We start from the raw sequence: 20,999 nt of genomic DNA on the forward strand, positions 1-20,999 counted from the left end.
CCACCCAGTGCGGTCTACACCTCGCCACCGACCTCCAGTACGATTTTTCCGATGTGGCTCGATGCCTCCATCCGGGTATGGGCGGCGGCCGCATCCTCTAGCGCAAATGTCTGATCCATCACCGGGGCAAACTTCTCCGCCTCAATCAGAGGCCAGACCACCTCGCGCAGATCCTGGGCGATCTGCGCCTTGGCCAGATCGCTTTGCGGGCGCAGGGTTGAGCCCGTCAGCGTCAGCCGCCGCGCCATGATCTGGGCAAAGTTCAGCTCAACCTTCGGCCCGGACAGAAATGCAATGTGCACCAAACGTCCATCATCCGCCAATGCGCGCACATTGCGGGGAATATAGTCACCGCCCACCATATCCAAAATCAGATTGGCGCCACCTTCAGCCTTCAATACCTCGACGAAATCCTCGTCCCGGTAATTGATTGCCCGCTCGGCCCCCAGCTTCAGGCAGGCCGCACATTTCTCATCCGACCCGGCGGTGGTGAACACCCGTGCGCCCAGCTGCGATGCCAGTTGAATGGCTGTCGTCCCAATCCCGGACGAGCCACCATGCACCAGGAACCGCTCCCCCGCCTGTAGGCCACCACGGGTGAAGACATTGGACCAAACCGTGAAACAGGTTTCCGGGAGGCAGGCCGCCTGCTTCAGTGAAAGCCCCTCAGGAATTGGCAAGCAATGCGCCGCCGGGGTCGCCACATATTCGGCGTAGCCTCCACCGGGCAGCAAGGCGCAGACGCGGTCGCCAATCTCCAGCTCGCTGACCCCCGCCCCAAGGGCAACAACCTCTCCTGAGGCTTCCAGCCCCGGCAGGTCGCTTGCGGTCGGGGGCGGAGCATATTTGCCAGCACGCTGTAGCGCATCGGGGCGATTGACGCCCGCATAGGCGACTTTCACCACCACCTGCCCATGGCCGGGTGTCGGCACCGGGCGTTGACAGGCCTGCAGAACATCCGGGCCACCGGGCTCCTGGATCTCAATCGCGCGCATCATTTCGGTCATTCGCATTCCTCCGCTGTTGTCACTGACTAGCAAAGGACGCCCGACTGTCATAGGTCCCGCACCGCTGCGGATCGCTGTAACGTTGCGCGGCTCAGCGCCGCGGCGCGGACCAGCTGCCCGGCAGATCATCACGGGTGCCAGGCGCCTTGATCTGCTGCGCCAGCCAGTTCGGCCCCACCAGCAATGGTTTCAGCAGGGGGTTGGACTGTACCTGAGCCTTCAGCTTTTCGAACTGCATGACATTGTCGATCCGACGATCCAGAAACTCCCAGCTGGCCTGATGCTCCAGACTGTCGTCCCCCAACCAATAGAGCACCGTTGCCGAATAGACCCCGGCAAGCGAGCCGCGTTTGGTGTACCAGTTGATATCCTCGGATGCGTCGCCCAGTGCAGTCCAGATCGCATCGACAGTGCCCCAGATCAGGCGAACTCCGTCGCCCGCGTATTGCGGCAGGGAAAACAGCGTGGTGCCGCGGCGCACGGCTTCCTTGTCATCGACCACTTCCAACCTCAGCCGCACGGCACGTGCGATCTTGTCGCGAAACCGCAGGCCGGTCATGTCCTCTTCGGCCAGACGGTCAAGCATCAGCTGATCGCCGCGTTTGTGAAAGGCAATCGCCAGATCCACCGCCCCACGCGGGCACAGCGCCTCGGCCAGCGCTGGCGTGATCCCTGCCTCCTCGACAGCCGCCGCAAACGTTTGCGCGCTCCAGCCATCAAAGGGCACATGCAACAGAGCTGCATCCAGCAGCTGCCCAATGATATCTCCTGCCTCAGGCTCAGTGCGCGGGTCGGTGTGATCCTCAATCGTCATGGTCTCGCCTTCCGAAATTTCACGTCTTACTAATTGCAATCGCATCTGTTTGACACAAGATATCTGATGCCGCAGGGGCAATATCCACCCGGCCAATCGTCTCACTGGCGCGCCGCGATCTATCGCCGCAGTGGCCCTGCCCAGTAACTGGCCCGGTACTGGACAAGCTAGGGCGACCTTGCTATACGGCCACTTCCTGCAAATCCTTGCAACTCAACTTAGAAAGGTGGTGAAAACCACATGCAGGTTAGTGTTCGCGACAACAACGTCGATCAGGCGCTTCGTGCCCTGAAGAAAAAGCTGCAGCGTGAAGGCGTCTTCCGTGAAATGAAGCTCAAGCAACATTTCGAGAAGCCGTCCGAGAAAAAAGCGCGCGAGAAAGCTGAAGCGATTCGCCGTGCCCGTAAACTGGCACGTAAGAAAGCACAGCGCGAAGGCCTCCTCTGAGCCCTTTGTCCGCAGTTCTGGACGCAAAATGACGACCCCCGAGGCTCAGCCGCGGGGGTTTGTCGTTTTTGGCCTCCCCATAAATAGCGAGTGCGACAATCCGTCACTTATAAACTTAATATTTTATCAAAAAATACACGCAATACGTGTGTTCGTTTTGAACAAACTGCGCTACTGTGGTTAATGCACGGGCAGGCTGACGCGTTTCCCCAGCAGCTGCCCGCTCCATCGGATTTGGAACACCCGATGGTCTAACCCGGAGCAGGCAGCGTCTCCCCCCCATCAGGCGCTTGTCTTACCCCCTTACAACCAAGGCATTTGCCGCTCCGGGTTCCTTCTTCCCCGCCTCATACCCGCGCAGAAACGCCAGCATGGCACATCTGCGCCCGTTTCCAGTGCGGCCGCCACGTCAGCTATGGTCAGTAAATCTTGGGCACATAGAGGTCGTCCGGCAGCACCCTGCGCTCGTAATCGGGCTTATATTCGCGATCCGGCAGCGACACGCGTTCACTCGGGACATCGCAATAGGGGATCTTGGTCAGGAGATGCTCAATACAGTTCAGCCGCTCGCGCTTCTTGTCGTTCCCTTCCACGATATACCAGGGCGCTTCGGGAATGTTGGTGCGCTCGAACATGTCCTCCTTGGCCTTGGTATACTGCTCCCAGCGGATGCGGCTCTCCAGATCCATTGGCGACAGTTTCCACTGCTTCATCGGGTCGTGGATCCGCATGAGAAACCGCAGCTGCTGCTCCTCATCGGTAATGGAGAACCAATATTTCAGCAGAATAATGCCCGACCGCACCAGCATCCGTTCAAATTCCGGAACGTCCTGAAAAAACTGCTCGACTTGATCATCGCTGGCAAAGCCCATCACCCGCTCGACCCCGGCCCGGTTGTACCAGGACCGGTCGAAGAGCACGATTTCGCCGGCAGCCGGCAGGTAGGGCACATAACGCTGAAAATACCACTGACTCTGCTCACGGCGACTGGGCGCAGGCAGCGCCACCACCCGCGCCACCCGTGGATTGAGCCGCTGGGTGATCCGCTTGATCACCCCACCCTTGCCGGCACTGTCGCGTCCTTCAAACAGGATGCAAACTTTGGCCCCGGTGTGTTGGACCCAATCCTGAACCTTGATCAGCTCAGCCTGCAACCGCAGCAAGTTGCGAAAATAGACCTTGCGATCCAGCATCTCCGGGTGTTGTGACCGGTAGATCTTGCGCAATTCCATTGACAGCATCGGCTCGGCGAATTCGATCTCGAAATCCTCGTCCAGCGTGTCCTGAAGTTCGGCGTCCAGCCAGTCAAAGGAATCAGGGTCATGGTCGCTGGTCACACTAAAGCTCCTTGGTCGGTCTTTGGTCAGTCACGCGGCTGTAGCAGGCGGATGTGATCGTTTCGTGTCACAGTCAGGCAAGCGATCAGCACTGTCAGCCCCTCTGGTCGCTGAAACAGACCAGCGCGTCCCGCAGGCCACGCGCCAGCCGGATCGGAACAGGGAATCGAATATTGGCGGGAGACGCAAGGGGGCATGCTGCCCGCGCGGCCAATTACCCGCGATGATCGCTCAAAATCATATCAGCTGCCTTTTCCGCGATCATGATCGTCGGCGCATTGGTATTGCCGCTGGGAATCACCGGCATCACGCTGGCATCAACCACCCGCAGCCCACCAACCCCGCGCAAACGCAGCGCGCCGTCCACCGGGGCCGCCTCCTCCGCGCCCATCCGTACCGTGCAGGTCGGATGAAAGATGGTTGTCCCAATCGCGCCTGCCGCCTGCATCAGATCCGCCTCATCATCCGAACCGCCGCCGGGTTTCAGCTCCTGCGGTACATAACGCTGCATGGCCCCCTGCCCCATAATCGCCCGCGCCTGCCGGATGGCCGCCACGGCCACCTGACGGTCGCCTTCGGTCGAGAGATACTTCGGTGCGATCCGGGGCGCCTGCATGGGATCCGCGCTGGCGATAGCTACCTCTCCCCGGCTTTCAGGTCGCAGGTTACACACGCTTGCCGTCAATCCCGGAAAATCATGCAGCGGCTGACCAAAGGCGTCGAGCGTCAGCGGTTGGACGTGATACTCCAGATCCGGCGTCGCCAGATCCGGGCGCGAACGGGAAAACGCCCCCAGCTGGCTCGGCGCCATCGACATCGGACCGGACCGGCGCAGGGCATATTCGGCCGCAATCTTTGCCTTGCCCAGCAGCGAATTGGCCAGAGTGTTCAGTGTCTTTGCCCCTTGCAGTCGCCAGGCGCAACGCAATTGCAGATGATCCTGCAGGTTCTGACCAACCTCAGGCATGTCCCGCTGCACCGCAATCCCGTGGTCGCGCAGCAGGTCTGCCGGACCCAGACCAGACAGCTGAAGGATCTGTGGGCTGTTGATGGCCCCCGCAGACAGCAGCACCTCACCGCCCGTCTGCGCTGTTTTCACGACACCGCCCTGACTGTATTCCACCCCTACGGCACGGCCGTTCTCGATCAGGATACGCCGGGTGTGGGCGCCGGTTTCTACCTTCAGATTTTCACCAGTCGCCGTGCGCAAAAACGCCTTCGCGGTGTTCATCCGCCAGCCGCCCCGCTGGTTCACCCGAAAATAGCCGACGCCCTCATTGGTGCCGGTATTAAAATCGGTGACTTTAGGCAGGCCCCATTCCGCAGCAGCCTGCATCCAGTCGTCCAGTACATCCCAGTGCAGGCGCTGGTTTTCCACCCGCCATTCGCCACCGACCCCATGCATGTCAGACGGACCGTCGACGTAATCCTCTGATTTCTTGAAATAGGGCAGCACATCATCCCAGCCCCAGCCGGTGAGCCCGCGCTGGCGCCAGCCATCATAGTCCGCCGCCTGTCCACGCAGATAGAGCATTCCGTTGATGGACGAACAGCCGCCCAGCACCTTGCCGCGCGGATAGATCAGCGCGCGCCCGTTCAGCCCCGCCTCCGCCTCGGTTCGATACATCCAGTCAGTGCGCGGGTTGTTGATGCAATAGAGATACCCCATCGGGATATGCACCCAATGGTAGTTGTCCTTGCCGCCCGCCTCCAGCAGCAGCACCCGCTGGCCTGCCGCGCTCAATCGGTTGGCCAGCACGCAGCCCGCGCTGCCTGCGCCGATAATGATATAGTCCCAGTCCATACGCCCCCGCCCGCGACAATCCTGCCGTCTTGTTCTGTCGGGGCAGTCTTTCCCAGATCCCCCTGCCTGACAAGTCACGCAAAGGCCCGCGCAGACGCGTAGATCAGACCGGAAGCGCCGTGGTTTTAAACACCGTGCGCAGCGCAAAGGAACTCTGCATCTGCGCCACACCAGGCAGCCGGGTCAGGTGTTGGCGATGGATGCGGGCAAAATCATCGGTGTTTTCAGCCACAACCTTCAGGATGTAATCCGCCGTCCCCGCCATCAGATGACACTCCAACACATCGGGAATGCGCCCCACCGCCTTCTCAAAGGCATCCAGCAGCTCATCCGCCTGGCTCTGCAACGTGATCTCCACAAAGACGGTTGCCGGCAGGTTCATCTTGCGCGCGTCCAGGAGAGCGACGTAATTACGAATATACCCGTCTGTCTCCAACCGTTGCACACGCCGGTGGCAGGCCGATGCCGACAGGTTTACCTGCTCACTCAGCTCGGCGTTGGAAATCCGTCCCTGCTTCTGCAACACCTGCAAGATGCGACGATCTGTGTGGTCAAGTGACATATTGCGAAAGATCCTTCGATGAAGGATGAACATATTAGAAGAACCTTCTATATGCACCTTTTTATTTCGCCTAAAAAAGCAGCAAATCTCATCGCTCCTGCGGCATCATAGCGCAAGCATGCTGGAGGAGAGATCGCATGAAAATCGGATGCCCCACTGAGATCAAGCCGCAGGAATTCCGCGTCGGGATGACACCGGACGCCGCTCGCGAAGCCGTAAACCATGGCCATACCGTCCTAATTCAGGCCGGTGCCGGGATGGGCGCTGGCTTCACCGACGAAGATTATACCACAGCAGGTGCCGCAATCATCGACACCGCCGAGGAGATCTTTGCCACCGCAGACATGATCGTGAAGGTGAAAGAACCCCAAGCCGTTGAGCGCAAGATGCTGCGCGAAGGCCAGTTGCTGTTCACCTATCTGCACCTCGCCCCCGATCCCGATCAAACCCGTGATCTGCTGGATTCCGGTTGCACCGCGATTGCCTATGAAACCGTGACCGACGACCGTGGCGGCCTGCCGCTGCTGGCGCCGATGTCCGAAGTTGCCGGCCGTCTGGCCCCACAAGTGGGCGCCTACACCCTGCAGAAGGCCAACGGTGGTCGCGGCGTGCTGATGGGCGGCGTCCCTGGCGTGGCCCCGGCCAAGGTTGTGGTGATCGGTGGCGGCGTCGTTGGCACCCACGCAGCCAAGATCGCTGCTGGCATGGGTGCGGATGTCACCATCCTCGACCGTTCCCTCACACGCCTGAAATATCTCGACGATGTCTTCGGCCGCGACTTCAAGAACCAATACTCCACCGCAGGCGCCACGGCCGAGCTGGTGCGTGATGCAGACATGGTGATCGGCGCGGTTCTGATCCCCGGTGCTGCAGCACCAAAGCTGGTCTCACGGGCCCAGCTCAGCGAGATGAAACCCGGCGCAGTGCTGGTGGATGTCGCCATTGACCAGGGCGGCTGCTTCGAGACGTCAAAGGCCACTACCCACGCCGACCCGATCTATGAGGTCGACGGCATAATGCACTACTGCGTGGCCAACATGCCCGGCGCTGTTGCCCGCACCTCGACCCAGGCTTTGGGCAACGCCACTCTGCCATTCTTGCTGAATTTGGCAAACAAAGGCTGGAAGCAAGCCTGCGCAGACGATCCACATCTGCTGAATGGCCTGAACGTCCACGCTGGTAAGCTGACCTATTTCGCGGTCGGCAAGGCTCTGGGCATTGATGTTGTCTCCCCTCAGCTGATGATCAAGTAACACCTCCCGATCACTTGATGTCAGCCAGCGCAAGGCCTCGCAGACGCGGGGCCTTGTCTCGTTTTGACAGGTAGAAAAAGTTGCCAACCCCACTAGACAATCGGTCTAGTGATCTTATGTCTACTCGCATGAGTGACACCCGACTGCATATTCTGGACACTGGACGCGCACTGACGGCGCAGCGCGGCTATACCTCCGTCGGGCTGACGGAGCTGCTTGCGACGGCGCAGGTGCCGAAGGGGTCCTTCTATCACTACTTTTCCTCCAAAGAAGACTACGGCTGCGCCCTGCTGCGTCACTACGTCGACCAGTACCGGATTGAGTTGACGCCCACGTTGAACAACCCAGAGCTGACCGGGCGCGATCAGGTGCTGTCTTATGTCACCGCCTGGCAGGAGCGGCAGAGCTCGGACATGGCCGGTCAAAAATGCCTTATTGTCAAACTGGCCGCCGAAATTGCCGACCTCTCCCCCGCGATGCGCGGCATTCTGCAACAGGCTGTCGAAGGCATTACAGCGCGGCTGGCTGACTGCCTGCGCAAAGGTCAACGGGACGGCTCCCTCAGCCCGAGCGTCGACCCAATCCATACCGCCATCACACTCTATCAGATCTGGCTTGGCGCCAGCCTGATGGCGCATCTGTCGCAGGACAGCACCCCGTTCAACACCGCCATGGTCCAGACCCGGGCCATGCTCCCCCCACCCGGGCACACCTAACCTGTCAGAAACATTCTGGCTCCCTTGTGTGCCGTAAAAAATTTACCGTTCACTAGACGATCGGTCTAATCCCTACAGAAAGGACCCCAATATGACACAGACCTCCACCACCAACCGCCAGTACGTCCTCGCCGAGCGCCCCAAGGGTGAGCCAACCGACAGCACCCTGCGCCTGGAAACCACCGAAGTGCCCACCCCAGGCGAAGGCCAGATGCTGCTGCGCAACGAGTATCTGTCGCTGGACCCATATATGCGTGGCCGAATGAGCAGCGCGCCCTCTTATGCCGCGCCGGTCGAGATCGATGAGGTCATGGTGGGCGGCACCGTTGCCGAGGTCGTTACATCCAACGTTAAGGGATATGAAAAAGGCGATTGGGTCGTCGCATTCGGTGGCTGGCAGGACTACACGCTGTCGGATGGCACCGGTGTGATCAATATGGGCAAGACCCCGCAGAACCCGTCTTGGGCGCTTGGTGTTCTGGGCATGCCGGGCCTCACCGCTTGGGCGGGTCTCACCCAGATCGGCCAGCCAAAAGAAGGCGAAACACTGGTCGTCGCAGGCGCCAGCGGCCCGGTCGGCGCAACGGTTGGCCAGATCGGCAAAATCCTCGGCCTGCGCGTGGTTGGCATCGCGGGTGGTGCGGAGAAATGCCAGCACGTGGTCGATACTTTGGGCTTTGACGCCTGCATCGATTACAAGGCCGGCAGCTTTGCGGACGACCTTGCCAAGGCGGTTCCAGATGGCATCGACATCTATTTCGAAAACGTCGGCGGCGCTGTCTTTGACGCGGTGATGCCGCTCCTCAACCCCTCTGCCCGCATCCCGCTCTGCGGCCTGATTTCGCAGTACAACGCCACTGCCCTCCCCGACGGCCCTGATCGGATGAACTACCTGATGGGCCAGTTGCTGCGCAAACGCATCACCATGCGCGGCTTCATCGTCTTTGACGATTTCGGCCATCTCTACCCGGAGTTCGCCAAGCAGATGACCGGCTGGGTGCAGGATGGCAAAGTGAAATACCGCGAAGAAATGATCGAAGGTCTGGAACAAGCGCCCGCAGCATTCGTTGGTCTTTTGAGAGGCGAAGCGTTTGGCAAACGTGTCATCCACCTCGCCGACTGATCTGAACTTAAAAAATATAAGGAGACCCGAGATGAAAATCCTGATGGTTCTCACCTCCCATGACAAACTGGGCGACACAGGCGAAAAAACCGGCTTCTGGCTGGAGGAATTCGCCGCGCCTTACTATGCGCTGAAAGATGCAGGCGCCGACATCACACTGGCCTCCCCCAAAGGGGGGCAACCCCCGCTCGATCCCAAGAGCGATGATGAAAGCGCCCAGACCGATGCCACCCGCCGGTTCAAGGAAGATACCGCCGCGCAGGACGCCTTGGCCAACACCAAGGTCTTGGCAGAGGTCAAAGATGATGGCTTTGACGCGGTGTTCTATCCCGGCGGTCACGGTCCTCTCTGGGATCTGGCCGAAGACGCCGACAGCCGCCGCCTGATCGAGGCCTTCGCACACAGCGACCGTCCCATCGGCGCTGTCTGCCACGCCCCAGCCGTGTTCCGCCATACCAAAGACGCCGATGGCGCGCCGCTGGTACAGGGCAAACGCGTGACCGGCTTCTCCAACAGCGAAGAAGACGGCGTCGGCCTCACCGACGTGGTGCCCTTCCTGGTGGAAGACATGTTGGCTGAAAATGGCGCCACCTACGAGAAAGGCGACGACTGGGCCTCCTTTGCCATCACCGACGGCAAGCTGGTCACCGGTCAGAACCCCGCCTCCTCGGAAGAGGCCGCGAAACAGCTGCTCGCCCTACTCTGAGGCCGCAAGCCTGCGAAAACCGCAGCGCTCAGTACAAAGGCCGCCCTGCAGTGATGCGGGCGGCCTTTTATTCTCGCACGTGATGAGCGCGTGATCAGATCGCCGCGTTCATGCTTTCTTCCAGATAGATCTCGCGCAGGCGCTTGGCGATCGGGCCCGGTTTGCCATCGCCCAGCGCTACGCCGTCGATCTCAACAACCGGCATCACAAAGGCGGAGGCCGATGTGGTAAACGCCTCATCTGCCTCTTTCGCTTCCTCAATGGTGAACAGGCGCTCTTCGATCTTCATCTGCGCCTCTTCTGCCATGCGCAAAACCGCCTTGCGGGTGATGCCGTGCAGGATGTCATTGGACAGCGGGCGGGTAACAATCACGCCATCCTTCACGAAATATGCGTTGTTAGAGGTCCCTTCGGTCACGTGACCATCCTCAATCATCCAGGCATCATCGGCCCCGGCCTTCTTCGCCATCATCTTGCCCATGGAGGGGTAAAGCAGCTGCACGGTCTTAATGTCGCGGCGGCCCCAGCGAATATCCTCGATCGAGATGATCTTAGCGCCTTTGCGCGACGCCGGGCTGTCCGCCAGACCGGGTTTGTTTTGGGTGAACAGCACGATGGTCGGCGTGGTCTCAGCCGAGGGAAACACAAAATCACGATCCCCATCAGAGCCACGGCTGACCTGCAGATAGACCAGACCTTCGTCGATGTCGTTCAACTCCACCAGCTTGCGGTGGATCTCCAGCAGCTCTTCCTTCGAGCAAGGCTCCGCCATCTCCAGCTCGTCCAGCGACCGTTTCAGACGTACGGCGTGACCTTCGAAATCAATCAGCTTGCCGCCCAGAACCGAGGTCACCTCATAAACAGCATCCGCCATCAGAAAACCGCGGTCAAAAATCGAGACCTTGGCCTCATCCTCCGGCAGGTAGTCGCCATTCACATATACGGTACGGGTCATTGTGCTCTCCTTAGCCCCACAAGGCCGCTTCCGGCGGGTGCACGCCGTCTGCGTCAAATTTCAACGGTTCCGCACGGTCTTCGGCCAACAGAAGCGGCCCGTCAAGATCGGTGACCACCGCCCCCTGCGCGACCAGTGTCGCAGGCGCCATGGCAAGCGAGGATCCGACCATGCAACCCACCATCACCTCAAAGCCCCGCGCAAGTGCCGCGTCGCGCAGTTTCAGCGCCTCCGTCAGCCCACCGGTCTTGTCCAGCTTGATGTTGATGACGTCGTATTTCCCCTCAAGGGCTGCGAGGCTCTCGCGATCATGACAACTCTCATCGGCACAGACTGGCACTGGACGCTCCATCCCCAGCAGCGCAGCGTCCTCCCCCGCAGGCAGTGGCTGTTCCACCAGCGCCACTCCCAGTCGTACCAGATGTGGGGCAAGGTCAGCGTAGACCTCGGCGCTCCAGCCCTCGTTGGCATCGACAATGATGCGGGCCTCAGGGGCTCCAGCGCGCACCGCTTCCAGGCGGGCCATATCGTCGGCGGTGCCCAGCTTGATTTTCAGTAGTGGGCGATGGGCATTCTTGGCGGCCTGCGCCTGCATGTTTTCGGGACTGTCCAGTGACAGCGTATAGGCGGTGATTTCTGGTTTTGGCTCCGGCAGACCTGCCAGCTCCCACACGCGCTTGCCCGCCTGTTTCGCTTCCAGATCCCACAGCGCGCAATCAACGGCATTGCGCGCGGCCCCTGCAGGCAAAAGCGATTGCAGCTCTTCGCGGTTGAAACGCTCTGGCAGACCTTCAATTTCAGCCGTCACACTCTCCAGCGTCTCACCATAGCGCGCATAGGGCACACATTCACCACAGCCCGTCACGCCATCCTGTTCGATACGCACGGTCAGCACCTTGGCCTCGGTGCGTGATCCTCGGGAGATGGTAAAGACCTGCGCCAGCTTGAAAATATCGGGTGTCACGCTGATCTGCATATGTCTCTCCATAACTGCGGTAGTTGTCTTTGTCTAAAGAACCGGAAAAGGCCCAAAGGACACCCGCGCGGCCGGGCACCCCAATGTCATCTTTCCAAAAATACTCCCGCCGGAGGCTTCGAACCGTTCGGCTCACCCCCAGCGGCAGCAGGGGTTAGATCACACAGCGTCCAGCGCGTCCACCAGACGGCCCGCACCATGGCGATAGGGATCCACCGCTGGCAGCCCCATGCGGGCCTCAACCTCGGCGAGATAGGATTTCGCTTCCTCCTCGCTCAGATGCTGGGTGTTCACCGAAATACCCACGACCTTGCACTCCGGATTGGAGACCTGCGCCAGCGGCAGCGCGGTGTCACGCAGCTGCTCAAGGCTCGGCAGCTTATAACCCGGCAGGCCCCGCATATGCTCACGGGTCGGCTCATGGCACAGGATCAGCGCATCTGGCTGGCCCCCATGCACCAGCGCCATGGTCACACCAGAATAGGACACGTGAAACAATGAACCCTGCCCCTCGATCAGATCCCAGTGGTCATCGTCATTATCCGGGGTCAGATACTCAATGGACCCTGCCATGAAATCCGCGATTACCGCGTCGAGCGGCACGCCGTGGCCGGTGATCAGAATGCCGGTTTGGCCCGTCGCGCGGAAGGTCGACTTCATGCCGCGCTTCTGCATCTCAGCGTCCATGGCCAGGGCGGTATACATCTTTCCCGCGGAACAATCGGTGCCAACAGCGAGGCAGCGCTTGCCGCTGCGCTTCACGCCATTGGCGATCGGATAGCCGACGGTCGGCACGCGGACATCATGCAGGGTGCCGCCATGGGTCTGGGCCGCCGCAACCAGATCACCCTCGTCCCGCAGCAGATTGTGCAGACCAGACGCCAGGTCATACCCCATCTCCAAGGCTGCAATCAGCACCTCTTTCCACGCCGGGGAGATCACACCGCCACGATTGGCCACACCAATCACCAGTGTCTTGGCACCCGCCGCCTTGGCCTCGGCCAGCGTCATATCGCTCAACCCAAGATCGGCTCCACAGCCGGGCAGGCGGATCTGACCCACGGCGTGATCCGGGCGCCAGTCGCGAATACCGATGGCCACCTTGGCGGCCAGCATGTCGGGCGCATCGCCCAGGAACAGCAGATATGGGGTCTCGATCATGGCGGGGCCTCCTCAGAAAAAGTCGAGTTCCGCGCAAGTGTAGGAGAGCGCGCCTGCGAGAGGATCCCGAATTCTGCGCAACATCTGAAAATTGGCGCATGAATCTTCGATTACAGAAGGAATAACCCGAAGATCTTCCCAATCAATGATCATATACGCCGGTTCCTTGCTTACGCTGTCGTGCAACTCGGCCCCCCAGTGACTGTTTCTGCGCTCGCAATGCTGCGACTGCACAAAACGCTTGCGGGCCGCGATGCAATTTAATACCAAAACAGCAAGCAACTACGACACATCATTACCCAGAGGTCGCTGACATGAGCTTTCGCATCCAACCCGCCGCCCCGGCCCGCCCGAACCGCTGTCAGCTGTTTGGCCCAGGCTCCAACACCAAACTCTTTCCGAAAATGGCAGCCTCAGCAGCGGATGTGATCAACCTCGACCTAGAGGATTCGGTCGCCCCGTCGGATAAGGATGCAGCCCGTGCCAATGTGATCGAGGCCCTGAACACGGTCGACTGGGGCAACAAATATATCTCCGTGCGGATCAATGGGCTGGATACACCCTATTGGTACCGCGATGTTGTCGATCTCCTGGAGCAGGCTGGTGACCGGCTGGACCAGATCATGATCCCCAAAGTGGGCTGCGCCGAAGATGTCTATGCTGTTGACGCCTTAGTCACCGCGATTGAACGCGCCAAGGGCCGAACAAAACCGATATCCTTTGAGGTGATCATCGAATCGGCCGCCGGCATCGCCCATGTTGAGGCCATCGCCGCCGCCAGCCCGCGCCTTCAGGCCATGAGCCTCGGGGCTGCAGACTTCGCCGCCTCCATGGGCATGCAGACCACCGGCATCGGCGGCACGCAGGAGGATTACTATATGCTGCGCGCTGGCGAAAAACACTGGTCGGACCCCTGGCATTGGGCCCAGGCCGCCATTGTCGCCGCCTGTCGCACCCATGGCATTCTGCCAGTGGATGGCCCGTTTGGGGATTTCTCCGATGATGAGGGCTATATCGCCCAGGCCAAACGCTCCGCCACCCTCGGCATGGTGGGCAAATGGGCGATCCACCCGAAACAGATCGCGTTGGCCAATCAGGTTTTCACCCCATCTGATGAAGCAGTCTCTGAGGCGCGTGAGATCCTCGCAGCCATGGAACAAGCCAAGGCCAAAGGCGAAGGCGCAACAGTCTACAAGGGCCGTCTGGTCGATATCGCCTCTATCAAACAAGCCGAGGTGATCGTCGCGCAATCGGAGCTGATCGCCCAAAACGGCTAACGGTTTGTAAAACCGGGGGTGCGACAATGCCCCCGGTAAAACAATGGCCGTCAAGACAGAGACAAAGGCAGGCGAAGCACATGGTCGATCTCACCCTGATTCACACGGCCAAGACCCATGTCGCCACTTTCGATGCGCTGGCGGGTGCTGCAAAGCTACACCATATCGTCCGTCCCGACTGGCTGGAGCGGGCGCAAGATGGCATTGACGACGCCCTGCGCCGGGAAATCACCACCGAAATCCAGCGCCTGACCAGCCCCATCCTCTGCACGTGCACCACATTCGGAGAGCTGGCCGAAAGTCTCGGCGCCATCCGACTCGACTGGCCGATGATGCAGGCCGCAGCACAGATCGGCGGGCCGGTGCTGATTGCGTATTGTCTGGAAAGCACACGCGCGCCCTCTACGGCCCTGTTGGAGCGCGCCTTCAGCGACCTCGACACATCAGCAGAAATTCGCACTCTGCCTCTGACCGGCCTCTGGCCGCACTTCACTGCAGGCGATACCGATCTGTTCCACCAACAGATCGCCACCTGGGTCGGCACCAGCCTCGCCTTGGTGGCCGATACTTCCTGCGTGGTGCTGGCGCAGGCTTCCATGGCTGGAGCCGCCGCGCTGATTGAGACAGAGATCCCGGTGCTGGCCTCCCCTGCCATCGCCATGCGGAGCCTCACAGGGGCGGGCTGACGCCAACCCCGTCACCTTTCTCCAAATACTCAATATCCCACGCCCCGGCTCTCAGGCCCGCATGTCCTTGGGCGATCCCATCACCACATAGGTGGTGATCGAGGTTACATAGGGAGACGTCCCCAGAATATCGGTATGAAACTGCTTGTAGCTGGGCAAATCCGCGCATTCGACCCGCAGAAGGTACTCGATGGTGCCGGTGATATTGTGGCACTCCACCACCTCGGGCGCCCGCCGCATGGCGATTTCAAAGGCCTCTTGTGCTTCTTTGGTGTGCTCGCCCAGCCCCACCCCGATATAGGTGACAAAACCAACTCCCAGCGCCTGCCGGTTCAACACCGCCCGATAACCGGTAATAACCCCGCTGCGCTCCAGATCCTGCACCCGGCGCAAACAGGCAGAAGGCGACAGCCCTACACGATCCGCCAATTCCAAATTGCTGATCCGCCCGTCGCGGCTCAGCTCCTGCAATATCTTGTCGTTTATTTGATCCAGTTTCGCCATTTATTGCAAAATATGACGCCAACGCATAGAGAACGCAATTTCATTCGCTCAAATACTCTTCATCTTCATCGCCATGACCTACGAACTCTTCTTCGCCCTCGCTGGCTTTGTCTTTGGCACTGTCTTCACCCCCGGCCCCAACAATCTGATGCTGATGGCCTCCGGCGCCAACTTCGGTTTTCGCCGCTCCCTTCCGCATCTCACGGGTGTCGCGGTTGGTTTTCCATTGATGATTCTGCCGGTTGGCCTTGGGGTGATGCAGCTGTTTGATGCCTTCCCCGCGCTCACGTGGATCATGACGGCACTTTCGGTGGCCTATATGCTGTGGCTGGCGTGGAAAGTTGCCAATGCGGCCCCGCCACGCGATGGCGAGGCGCAGGGGACACCGCTGAGCTTCCTTCAGGCCTGCGCCTTCCAATGGGTCAACCCCAAGGCCTGGGCGATGGCCCTTGGCGCAATCACCCTCTATGCGGCCAGCCGCGATGTGACTGCCATTCTCTGGGTGTCGGGCACTTATTTGCTGGTGGGCAGTTTCTCGGCCTCGACCTGGACATTGCTGGGCCAGCAGCTGCGTCGGCTGCTGACCCGCCCCGCACAGCTGCGGGCCTTCAACTGGACCATGGCAGCCCTGCTTCTTGCGTCGCTGGCCGCGATCCTGCTGCAGCGCTGAGCGTCACTTCAGCGGCAGGCAGATCTCCGTCAGCAACTCCTCCGGTGCGACTTGGTGCGGATCATTAAGATAGATCTCGTAGCAGGGCGCATCAGCAGGCTCCTCGCCCGACTGGGGCAACCACGCGCCGAACAAATCACCATAGGCGGCATGGATGCCGGAATACGGCCCCTTGTAGGTCATCACGGCAGTCTTCCCACCAGGCAACGCTACCTCTTCCATATCTTCAGGCAGGGCAACACCTTCGGCCGTGCTGGCCCCGGCATAGCTGCGCAGCTCGGCATCCGGGACTGTATCTGGACTGTCGAGATAGACACCGATCATCTGGCGCATCTGCGGCCAAAGATTGCGCGCCGTACACAGGGCTGAGAACGCCTCAAAGCTGCGGCCAATCTCGCTATAGGCCCCCTTATGGGCCAATGCGGCCAGGGTGCGGGCGGGTTCATCGCGAATGGTGGTGGGATACATGGGGTCTCCTTGGGACATCAGATTGGGATTGGGCGGCAGAAGACGGCCCTTCCTGCGAAAGGCCGCGGGCGACGCCCCATAAGCCTCGGCAAAGACACGCGCAAAAGAGCGGCTATTGGGATATCCTGCGGCGCGGCCGATGCTCTCGATCGGGGCTGCGTCCTGCACCAGCGCAGTTGCGGCCAGATGCAGCCGGATCCGGCGCACCGCCTGCGCGCAAGTTTCCCCGGTCAGGGCGCGAAACACCCTATGCCAGTGAAACCGCGACATCGCCGCCACATCCGCCAGCGCATCCAACGACAGATCCCCCTCCGGGTTGTCGTAGATATAGCCCAGCACCCGCAGAATGCGGTCCTCATAGGCGTTGCTCATGGAAAACGTCCCTCTTCTGACCCGATTTGGATGCCATAGTAGCACTTCACAAATCTTGCTGAGTTGCATCCGTCGGCCCTTGGGGCCATATATCGGGCAAACCGCCCGAGTGAGACGACATGACCCAGTACATGGATTTTGAGAAACCGTTGGCCGAAATCGAAGGCAAAGCGGAAGAACTGCGCGCCCTGGCACGGGCAAATGAAGAAGCTGATCTGACCGATGAGGCCGCCGCCCTTGACGCCAAGGCGGCGCAATTGCTGATCGATCTCTATAAGGATCTGACACCCTGGCGCAAATGCCAGGTCGCTCGTCACCCCGAACGGCCGCATTGCCGTGATTATATTGATGCGCTGTTCACCGAATATACCCCGCTGGCCGGCGACCGGAACTTTGCCGATGATCTGGCGGTGATGGGCGGATTGGCGCGGTTCAACGACCAACCGGTCATGGTGATCGGCCATGAAAAAGGCTCGGACACCAAGGCGCGTATCGCCCATAATTTCGGCATGGCCCGTCCCGAAGGCTACCGCAAGGCAATCCGCCTGATGGAAATGGCCGGACGTTTTGGTCTGCCGGTGGTGACCCTCGTGGATACGGCTGGTGCCTACCCCGGCAAGGGCGCGGAAGAGCGCGGCCAGTCCGAGGCCATCGCCCGCTCTACCGAGATGTGCCTGAAAATTGGTGTGCCGCTGATCTCCATCATCATTGGTGAAGGCGGCTCTGGCGGGGCTGTGGCCTTTGCCTCTGCCAACCGCGTGGCGATGCTGGAACATTCGGTCTACTCAGTGATCAGCCCCGAGGGCTGCGCCTCAATCCTCTGGAAGGATGCCGAAAAGATGCGCGAAGCCGCCGAAGCCCTGCGCCTCACCGCTCAGAACCTCAAGGAGCTGGCCGTGGTGGACAAGATCATCCCCGAGCCGCTTGGCGGCGCCCACCGCAATGCTGAAGCCACCTTTGAGGCGGTGAGTGGCGCGCTGACAGAGATGCTGGCAGAGCTAGAAGGTATGGACGCCGCTGCCCTCATCAAGGATCGTCGCCAGAAATTCCTGGACATCGGCTCCAAGGGGTTGGCGGCCTAGGGCCACGCGCAACACCCTGATTTCGGTATGAAACCTCGGCCTTTGCGCCGAGGTTTTTTTATGTTTGTTCGTATGGGGCCAAGCTGATTCGGAACAATCCTGCGGGTTTGTGCATTTGACTAGCAAATATCCTTTCCCATGGTCAGGAGCGCCAACATGTCAGATCACCTGCTATCGGGGTTCGCAAATCGCGCCCTGCCCTCTCAGAAAACCCGCAACGAGATCCTTGATCAGATCAACCCAGATGACTTTTCTTGGGCAATACCCATCATGCGAACAGGCTACGGCGGGCGGGCACTGGTCTACCTGACGATCGCTGGCACATCGCTTTGGTCGATCTGGCAGGGCGGCGGGGCAAAAGGCACCACGGAAGCACTAGAATGGCTGGATGGTGGCTGGGGGACAATTGTACTACTCGCAATCATTCTGGGACTTATGGCCTACGCAGTCTGGCGTGTGGTCGACAGCGTCTGGGACCTCGAAGCATACGGGGCTGGTATCAAGGGGCTGATCGCCCGTACGGCGATGGTAGTGACGGGTCTTGTGCACCTCGTCATGGCAGGCATAGCCATTACAGTTTTGATCGACCATCGGTCCGGTAATGCGTCCGGCGGTGGGCAATTTACACGGTTGGTGTCCTCTTCCGCTGGCTCAATCCTTCTAGGCGCGGTTGGACTGATGACACTGGGCGCAGCAGGCTATTACCTTCACAAGGCTTGGAGTGAAAACTACCGGACACATCTCAAAGCCAACTCGATCACCCAACGCCTCAATACGTTATTGAAGATTGGTGTCGCTGCAAACGGCGTGGTCATCGGTGTTATCGGTGTATTGATCATTCAGGCCGCCATGTTTGCGTCTGCCGACAACCCAGGTGGTATCGGCAGTGTATTCGACTGGCTACGGGAACAAGTCTTTGGCCAGATTCTCGTCACCGCCCTCTGTTTCGGCCTCTTGGGCTTTGCCTTGTTTTGCTGCATCAATGCACTGTATCGCGTCGTGCCCAAGGCCAGTGACCGCGGCACAAAGACCCTCGGTGATGCACTCAGCGGCAAATGACGACGCGACCTATCCCGTCAGCATCCGCAGCCCCTGCGTCACGTCGGAACGCACTGCCAGTCGCAAGCCCGGCTCATCCCCCGCCTTCAGCGCGGCAATGATCAACTTGTGGTTCTGCGGCGGTTCGGTGCGCCGCAACCGGCCATAAAGCGCCCGCATCGTCGGCCCCAGCTGCAGCCAGACGGTCTCCGCCATTGCCAACATCGCCGGTGCCTGCGCCCGCAGATATAGCGTACGGTGAAACTCCAGATTGGTTCGGAGATAGCCAACAGCATCCCGTTTGGAGATCATCTCAGCCACATTGCTGTTAATGCTCTGCAAGCGGTCGATCAGCGCGATATGCGCGCGCGGCAGGGCCCGACTGGCCAGCTCGACCTCGATCAGCGCCCGCAGGGCTGCCAGTTCCTCGATCCGCTCATTTGTCAGCTCCGGTGTCGATACCCGACCAGAAGACGACAGGAACAAGGCCCCTTCTGCTACCAACCGCCGCACCGATTCGCGGGCGGGCGTCATTGAGACTTCAAACTCACGGCCAATCCCGCGCAGCGTCAGCGCCTCCCCCGGTGCCATCTCACCGTGCATGATGCGAGTGCGCAATGCGCGATAGACACGGTCATGGGCAGAGCCGGTGGGAGGCTCAACAGTCGGGCGAATGGGGTTGGGTACAGGATCGGACATATTGGTGTTGTGATCACAAACCCCGATCAGGTCAACTGGTACAGCTGGCCGAACACAGGCCCATGGCCCCAATGCCCTCAGAAACGGTAGCGATGCAGCTGATTGCCCTCGCTGCGCAGCCACTCTCTCGCGCCATCATAGTTGCCATATAGTTGCTGGACGGTCGCCCAGAATGCGGGCGAATGGTTCATCTCCGCCAGATGGGCCACCTCATGCGCGGCGACATAGCGCAGCACCTCCGGCGGTGCCAGGATCAACCGCCAAGAATACATCAGCGCCCCGTCGGACGAACACGATCCCCAGCGCGACCGGGTATCCCGCAGGCTGATACGTCTATATGGACGACCCAGCGCCGCCGCGTAGTGATCAGAGGCCGCCGCCAGCCTGTCACGCGCAAGCTCCTGTAGATACCGCTGAATCCGGCGCCCCGGCTTCGCCCCGCTGGCGCCCCCCGGCACCGTCACTTGACCTGGTGCCAACAGCACCCTGCGCCCCCGCCCAGCAACCACATGCCGTGGCTGGCCATCAATCGGCAGCACGCTGCCGTAATCCACGTCGATACATTCCGGATGCTTCGCCAAATGCCCGCGAATCCAACCTTCCTTTTCTCGCGCAAACTCCAGCGCTTCGCGATCCGGGACCCGTGACGGCAACGTCAGCGTCACCCGACCATCCAGCCCTGAGATGCGCAGACTGATCCGCCGTGCCCGCGCAGAGCGGCGCAGCGTCAGCGGAACCGGCGGATCTCCGGGCAGGTGATGATCAGCCATGACGGCCTCCCCTTTTGGCAAAGGCTTTGACAGCACCCGGCGCATATGGCAAGGCACCTGAATCGTCGAACCGACTCAGCAGAAAATCAAGGGGATCCACATGCCCAATGAAGAATGGGGTGTAAAGCGCGTCTGCCCGACAACCGGCAAACGTTTTTACGACCTGAATAAGAACCCGATCGTCAGCCCTTACACCGGTGAGGTTGTCGAACTGAACAACGGCAAAAGCCGCATGATCGAAGCCGACGCCGAAGATGCGGCCAGCCGCAAGGCCAAGGAAAACACCGACGGTGATGACGCGGTGCTTGATGATGCAGATGATGTCGATCTGGATCTGGGCGACGACGTCTTGGACGATGATGATGACGAGGACAACGTCTCGCTCGACGAGATCGCCGACGTCGCCTCCGAAGACGACGAGTCCTAAGGCCACAAGGCCCTTGGGGGAGGTGCTGCCACCTCCCCCGGATACCGCGAATGACCGCCGGGAAACCGGTGTTGAAAAAATCTCGGACGATGGTGCATTTTCCGCTTGCGGCACGCGCCAGCCTCCCTTAAATCACCGACACACA

Annotated in this window: 23 protein-coding genes; 11 read left to right on the forward strand and 12 right to left on the reverse strand. The window is 60.3% G+C overall.

What is annotated here, in order from left to right:
* Positions 1-14: 14 nt before the first annotated feature.
* Positions 15-1,007, reverse strand: coding sequence for an NAD(P)H-quinone oxidoreductase (locus phaeop14_RS13915; protein ID WP_096789898.1), 993 nt, complete (start codon positions 1,005-1,007; stop codon positions 15-17).
* 91 nt (positions 1,008-1,098) lie between these two features.
* Complete coding sequence (locus tag phaeop14_RS13920) at positions 1,099-1,821, reverse strand: COQ9 family protein (protein ID WP_096789899.1); 723 nt, start codon at positions 1,819-1,821, stop codon at positions 1,099-1,101.
* A gap of 240 nt (positions 1,822-2,061) precedes the next feature.
* On the opposite strand from phaeop14_RS13920, the gene rpsU reads away from it, so the two are divergent.
* On the forward strand, positions 2,062-2,268 hold the full coding sequence (gene rpsU / locus phaeop14_RS13925; RefSeq protein WP_005614280.1) for a 30S ribosomal protein S21: 207 nt from the start codon (positions 2,062-2,064) through the stop codon (positions 2,266-2,268).
* A gap of 419 nt (positions 2,269-2,687) precedes the next feature.
* Here the strand turns inward: rpsU and ppk2 are convergent, their stop codons facing one another.
* The 3 genes from ppk2 to phaeop14_RS13940 form a co-directional block, all read right to left on the reverse strand.
* Positions 2,688-3,605 carry a polyphosphate kinase 2 gene (ppk2, locus tag phaeop14_RS13930; RefSeq protein ID WP_014875915.1) on the reverse strand — a complete coding sequence of 306 codons (918 nt, stop codon included), beginning with the start codon at positions 3,603-3,605 and terminating at the stop codon, positions 2,688-2,690.
* A gap of 214 nt (positions 3,606-3,819) precedes the next feature.
* Positions 3,820-5,409, reverse strand: a complete 1,590-nt coding sequence (locus tag phaeop14_RS13935) for a GMC family oxidoreductase (RefSeq protein WP_096789900.1) — start codon at positions 5,407-5,409, stop codon at positions 3,820-3,822.
* Between the two features lie 103 nt (positions 5,410-5,512).
* A complete protein-coding gene (locus phaeop14_RS13940; protein ID WP_024095888.1) occupies positions 5,513-5,971 on the reverse strand; it encodes an Lrp/AsnC family transcriptional regulator in 459 nt (152 codons plus the stop codon).
* 137 nt (positions 5,972-6,108) lie between these two features.
* On the opposite strand from phaeop14_RS13940, the gene ald reads away from it, so the two are divergent.
* From ald to phaeop14_RS13960, 4 genes are all read left to right on the forward strand, one after another.
* On the forward strand, positions 6,109-7,224 hold the full coding sequence (gene ald, locus phaeop14_RS13945) for an alanine dehydrogenase (protein ID WP_040174681.1): 1,116 nt from the start codon (positions 6,109-6,111) through the stop codon (positions 7,222-7,224).
* 128 nt (positions 7,225-7,352) lie between these two features.
* On the forward strand, positions 7,353-7,940 hold the full coding sequence (locus phaeop14_RS13950) for a TetR/AcrR family transcriptional regulator (RefSeq protein ID WP_244905775.1): 588 nt from the start codon (positions 7,353-7,355) through the stop codon (positions 7,938-7,940).
* Positions 7,941-8,031: 91 nt separating this feature from the next.
* Positions 8,032-9,063: an NADP-dependent oxidoreductase gene (locus phaeop14_RS13955; protein ID WP_096789902.1), complete on the forward strand. Its 1,032-nt coding sequence runs from the start codon at positions 8,032-8,034 to the stop codon at positions 9,061-9,063.
* A 31-nt stretch (positions 9,064-9,094) separates the two neighbouring features.
* Positions 9,095-9,769 (forward strand): type 1 glutamine amidotransferase domain-containing protein, encoded by a 675-nt coding sequence (locus phaeop14_RS13960; protein ID WP_040180799.1) that lies wholly within the window; start codon positions 9,095-9,097, stop codon positions 9,767-9,769.
* A 94-nt stretch (positions 9,770-9,863) separates the two neighbouring features.
* Here phaeop14_RS13960 and phaeop14_RS13965 read toward each other — a convergent pair whose 3' ends face one another.
* The 3 genes from phaeop14_RS13965 to dgcN all read right to left on the reverse strand — a co-directional run bounded on the left by phaeop14_RS13965 (position 9,864) and on the right by dgcN (position 12,861).
* The gene (locus phaeop14_RS13965) at positions 9,864-10,724 is read right to left on the reverse strand and encodes a D-amino-acid transaminase (protein ID WP_040174689.1); all 861 of its coding nucleotides are present in this window, start codon (positions 10,722-10,724) and stop codon (positions 9,864-9,866) included.
* 10 nt (positions 10,725-10,734) lie between these two features.
* Entirely contained in the window at positions 10,735-11,700 is a 966-nt protein-coding gene (gene dgcA, locus phaeop14_RS13970; RefSeq protein WP_096789903.1) for an N-acetyl-D-Glu racemase DgcA, read from the reverse strand.
* A gap of 159 nt (positions 11,701-11,859) precedes the next feature.
* Positions 11,860-12,861, reverse strand: coding sequence for an N-acetyltransferase DgcN (dgcN, locus tag phaeop14_RS13975; protein WP_040180804.1), 1,002 nt, complete (start codon positions 12,859-12,861; stop codon positions 11,860-11,862).
* A 314-nt stretch (positions 12,862-13,175) separates the two neighbouring features.
* Between dgcN and phaeop14_RS13980 the strand changes: the two genes are divergently transcribed.
* Together phaeop14_RS13980 and phaeop14_RS13985 are read left to right on the forward strand one after the other, a co-directional pair.
* Complete coding sequence (locus phaeop14_RS13980) at positions 13,176-14,138, forward strand: L-malyl-CoA/beta-methylmalyl-CoA lyase (RefSeq protein WP_096789904.1); 963 nt, start codon at positions 13,176-13,178, stop codon at positions 14,136-14,138.
* A gap of 80 nt (positions 14,139-14,218) precedes the next feature.
* The gene (locus phaeop14_RS13985) at positions 14,219-14,824 is read left to right on the forward strand and encodes a hypothetical protein (protein ID WP_096789905.1); all 606 of its coding nucleotides are present in this window, start codon (positions 14,219-14,221) and stop codon (positions 14,822-14,824) included.
* Positions 14,825-14,875: 51 nt separating this feature from the next.
* Here phaeop14_RS13985 and phaeop14_RS13990 read toward each other — a convergent pair whose 3' ends face one another.
* Positions 14,876-15,328 carry an Lrp/AsnC family transcriptional regulator gene (locus phaeop14_RS13990; protein ID WP_096789906.1) on the reverse strand — a complete coding sequence of 151 codons (453 nt, stop codon included), beginning with the start codon at positions 15,326-15,328 and terminating at the stop codon, positions 14,876-14,878.
* Between the two features lie 73 nt (positions 15,329-15,401).
* Here phaeop14_RS13990 and phaeop14_RS13995 point away from each other — a divergent pair, with 73 nt between their 5' ends.
* A complete protein-coding gene (locus tag phaeop14_RS13995; protein ID WP_040174698.1) occupies positions 15,402-15,998 on the forward strand; it encodes a LysE family translocator in 597 nt (198 codons plus the stop codon).
* Between the two features lie 3 nt (positions 15,999-16,001).
* Here phaeop14_RS13995 and phaeop14_RS14000 read toward each other — a convergent pair whose 3' ends face one another.
* On the reverse strand, positions 16,002-16,838 hold the full coding sequence (locus phaeop14_RS14000; protein WP_096789908.1) for an AraC family transcriptional regulator: 837 nt from the start codon (positions 16,836-16,838) through the stop codon (positions 16,002-16,004).
* 119 nt (positions 16,839-16,957) lie between these two features.
* Here phaeop14_RS14000 and phaeop14_RS14005 point away from each other — a divergent pair, with 119 nt between their 5' ends.
* Together phaeop14_RS14005 and phaeop14_RS14010 are read left to right on the forward strand one after the other, a co-directional pair.
* Positions 16,958-17,920: an acetyl-CoA carboxylase carboxyltransferase subunit alpha gene (locus phaeop14_RS14005; protein ID WP_040174702.1), complete on the forward strand. Its 963-nt coding sequence runs from the start codon at positions 16,958-16,960 to the stop codon at positions 17,918-17,920.
* A 156-nt stretch (positions 17,921-18,076) separates the two neighbouring features.
* A complete protein-coding gene (locus phaeop14_RS14010) occupies positions 18,077-18,979 on the forward strand; it encodes a DUF1206 domain-containing protein (protein ID WP_096789909.1) in 903 nt (300 codons plus the stop codon).
* A gap of 9 nt (positions 18,980-18,988) precedes the next feature.
* Here the strand turns inward: phaeop14_RS14010 and phaeop14_RS14015 are convergent, their stop codons facing one another.
* A complete protein-coding gene (locus phaeop14_RS14015) occupies positions 18,989-19,657 on the reverse strand; it encodes a GntR family transcriptional regulator (protein ID WP_040174706.1) in 669 nt (222 codons plus the stop codon).
* A gap of 77 nt (positions 19,658-19,734) precedes the next feature.
* Complete coding sequence (locus phaeop14_RS14020; protein ID WP_096790323.1) at positions 19,735-20,427, reverse strand: M48 family metallopeptidase; 693 nt, start codon at positions 20,425-20,427, stop codon at positions 19,735-19,737.
* A 100-nt stretch (positions 20,428-20,527) separates the two neighbouring features.
* Here phaeop14_RS14020 and phaeop14_RS14025 point away from each other — a divergent pair, with 100 nt between their 5' ends.
* Complete coding sequence (locus tag phaeop14_RS14025) at positions 20,528-20,854, forward strand: TIGR02300 family protein (RefSeq protein WP_014875934.1); 327 nt, start codon at positions 20,528-20,530, stop codon at positions 20,852-20,854.
* Positions 20,855-20,999 lie beyond the last annotated feature (145 nt).

Source organism: Phaeobacter piscinae, from assembly GCF_002407245.1.
Taxonomy (GTDB): Bacteria; Pseudomonadota; Alphaproteobacteria; order Rhodobacterales; family Rhodobacteraceae; genus Phaeobacter; species Phaeobacter piscinae.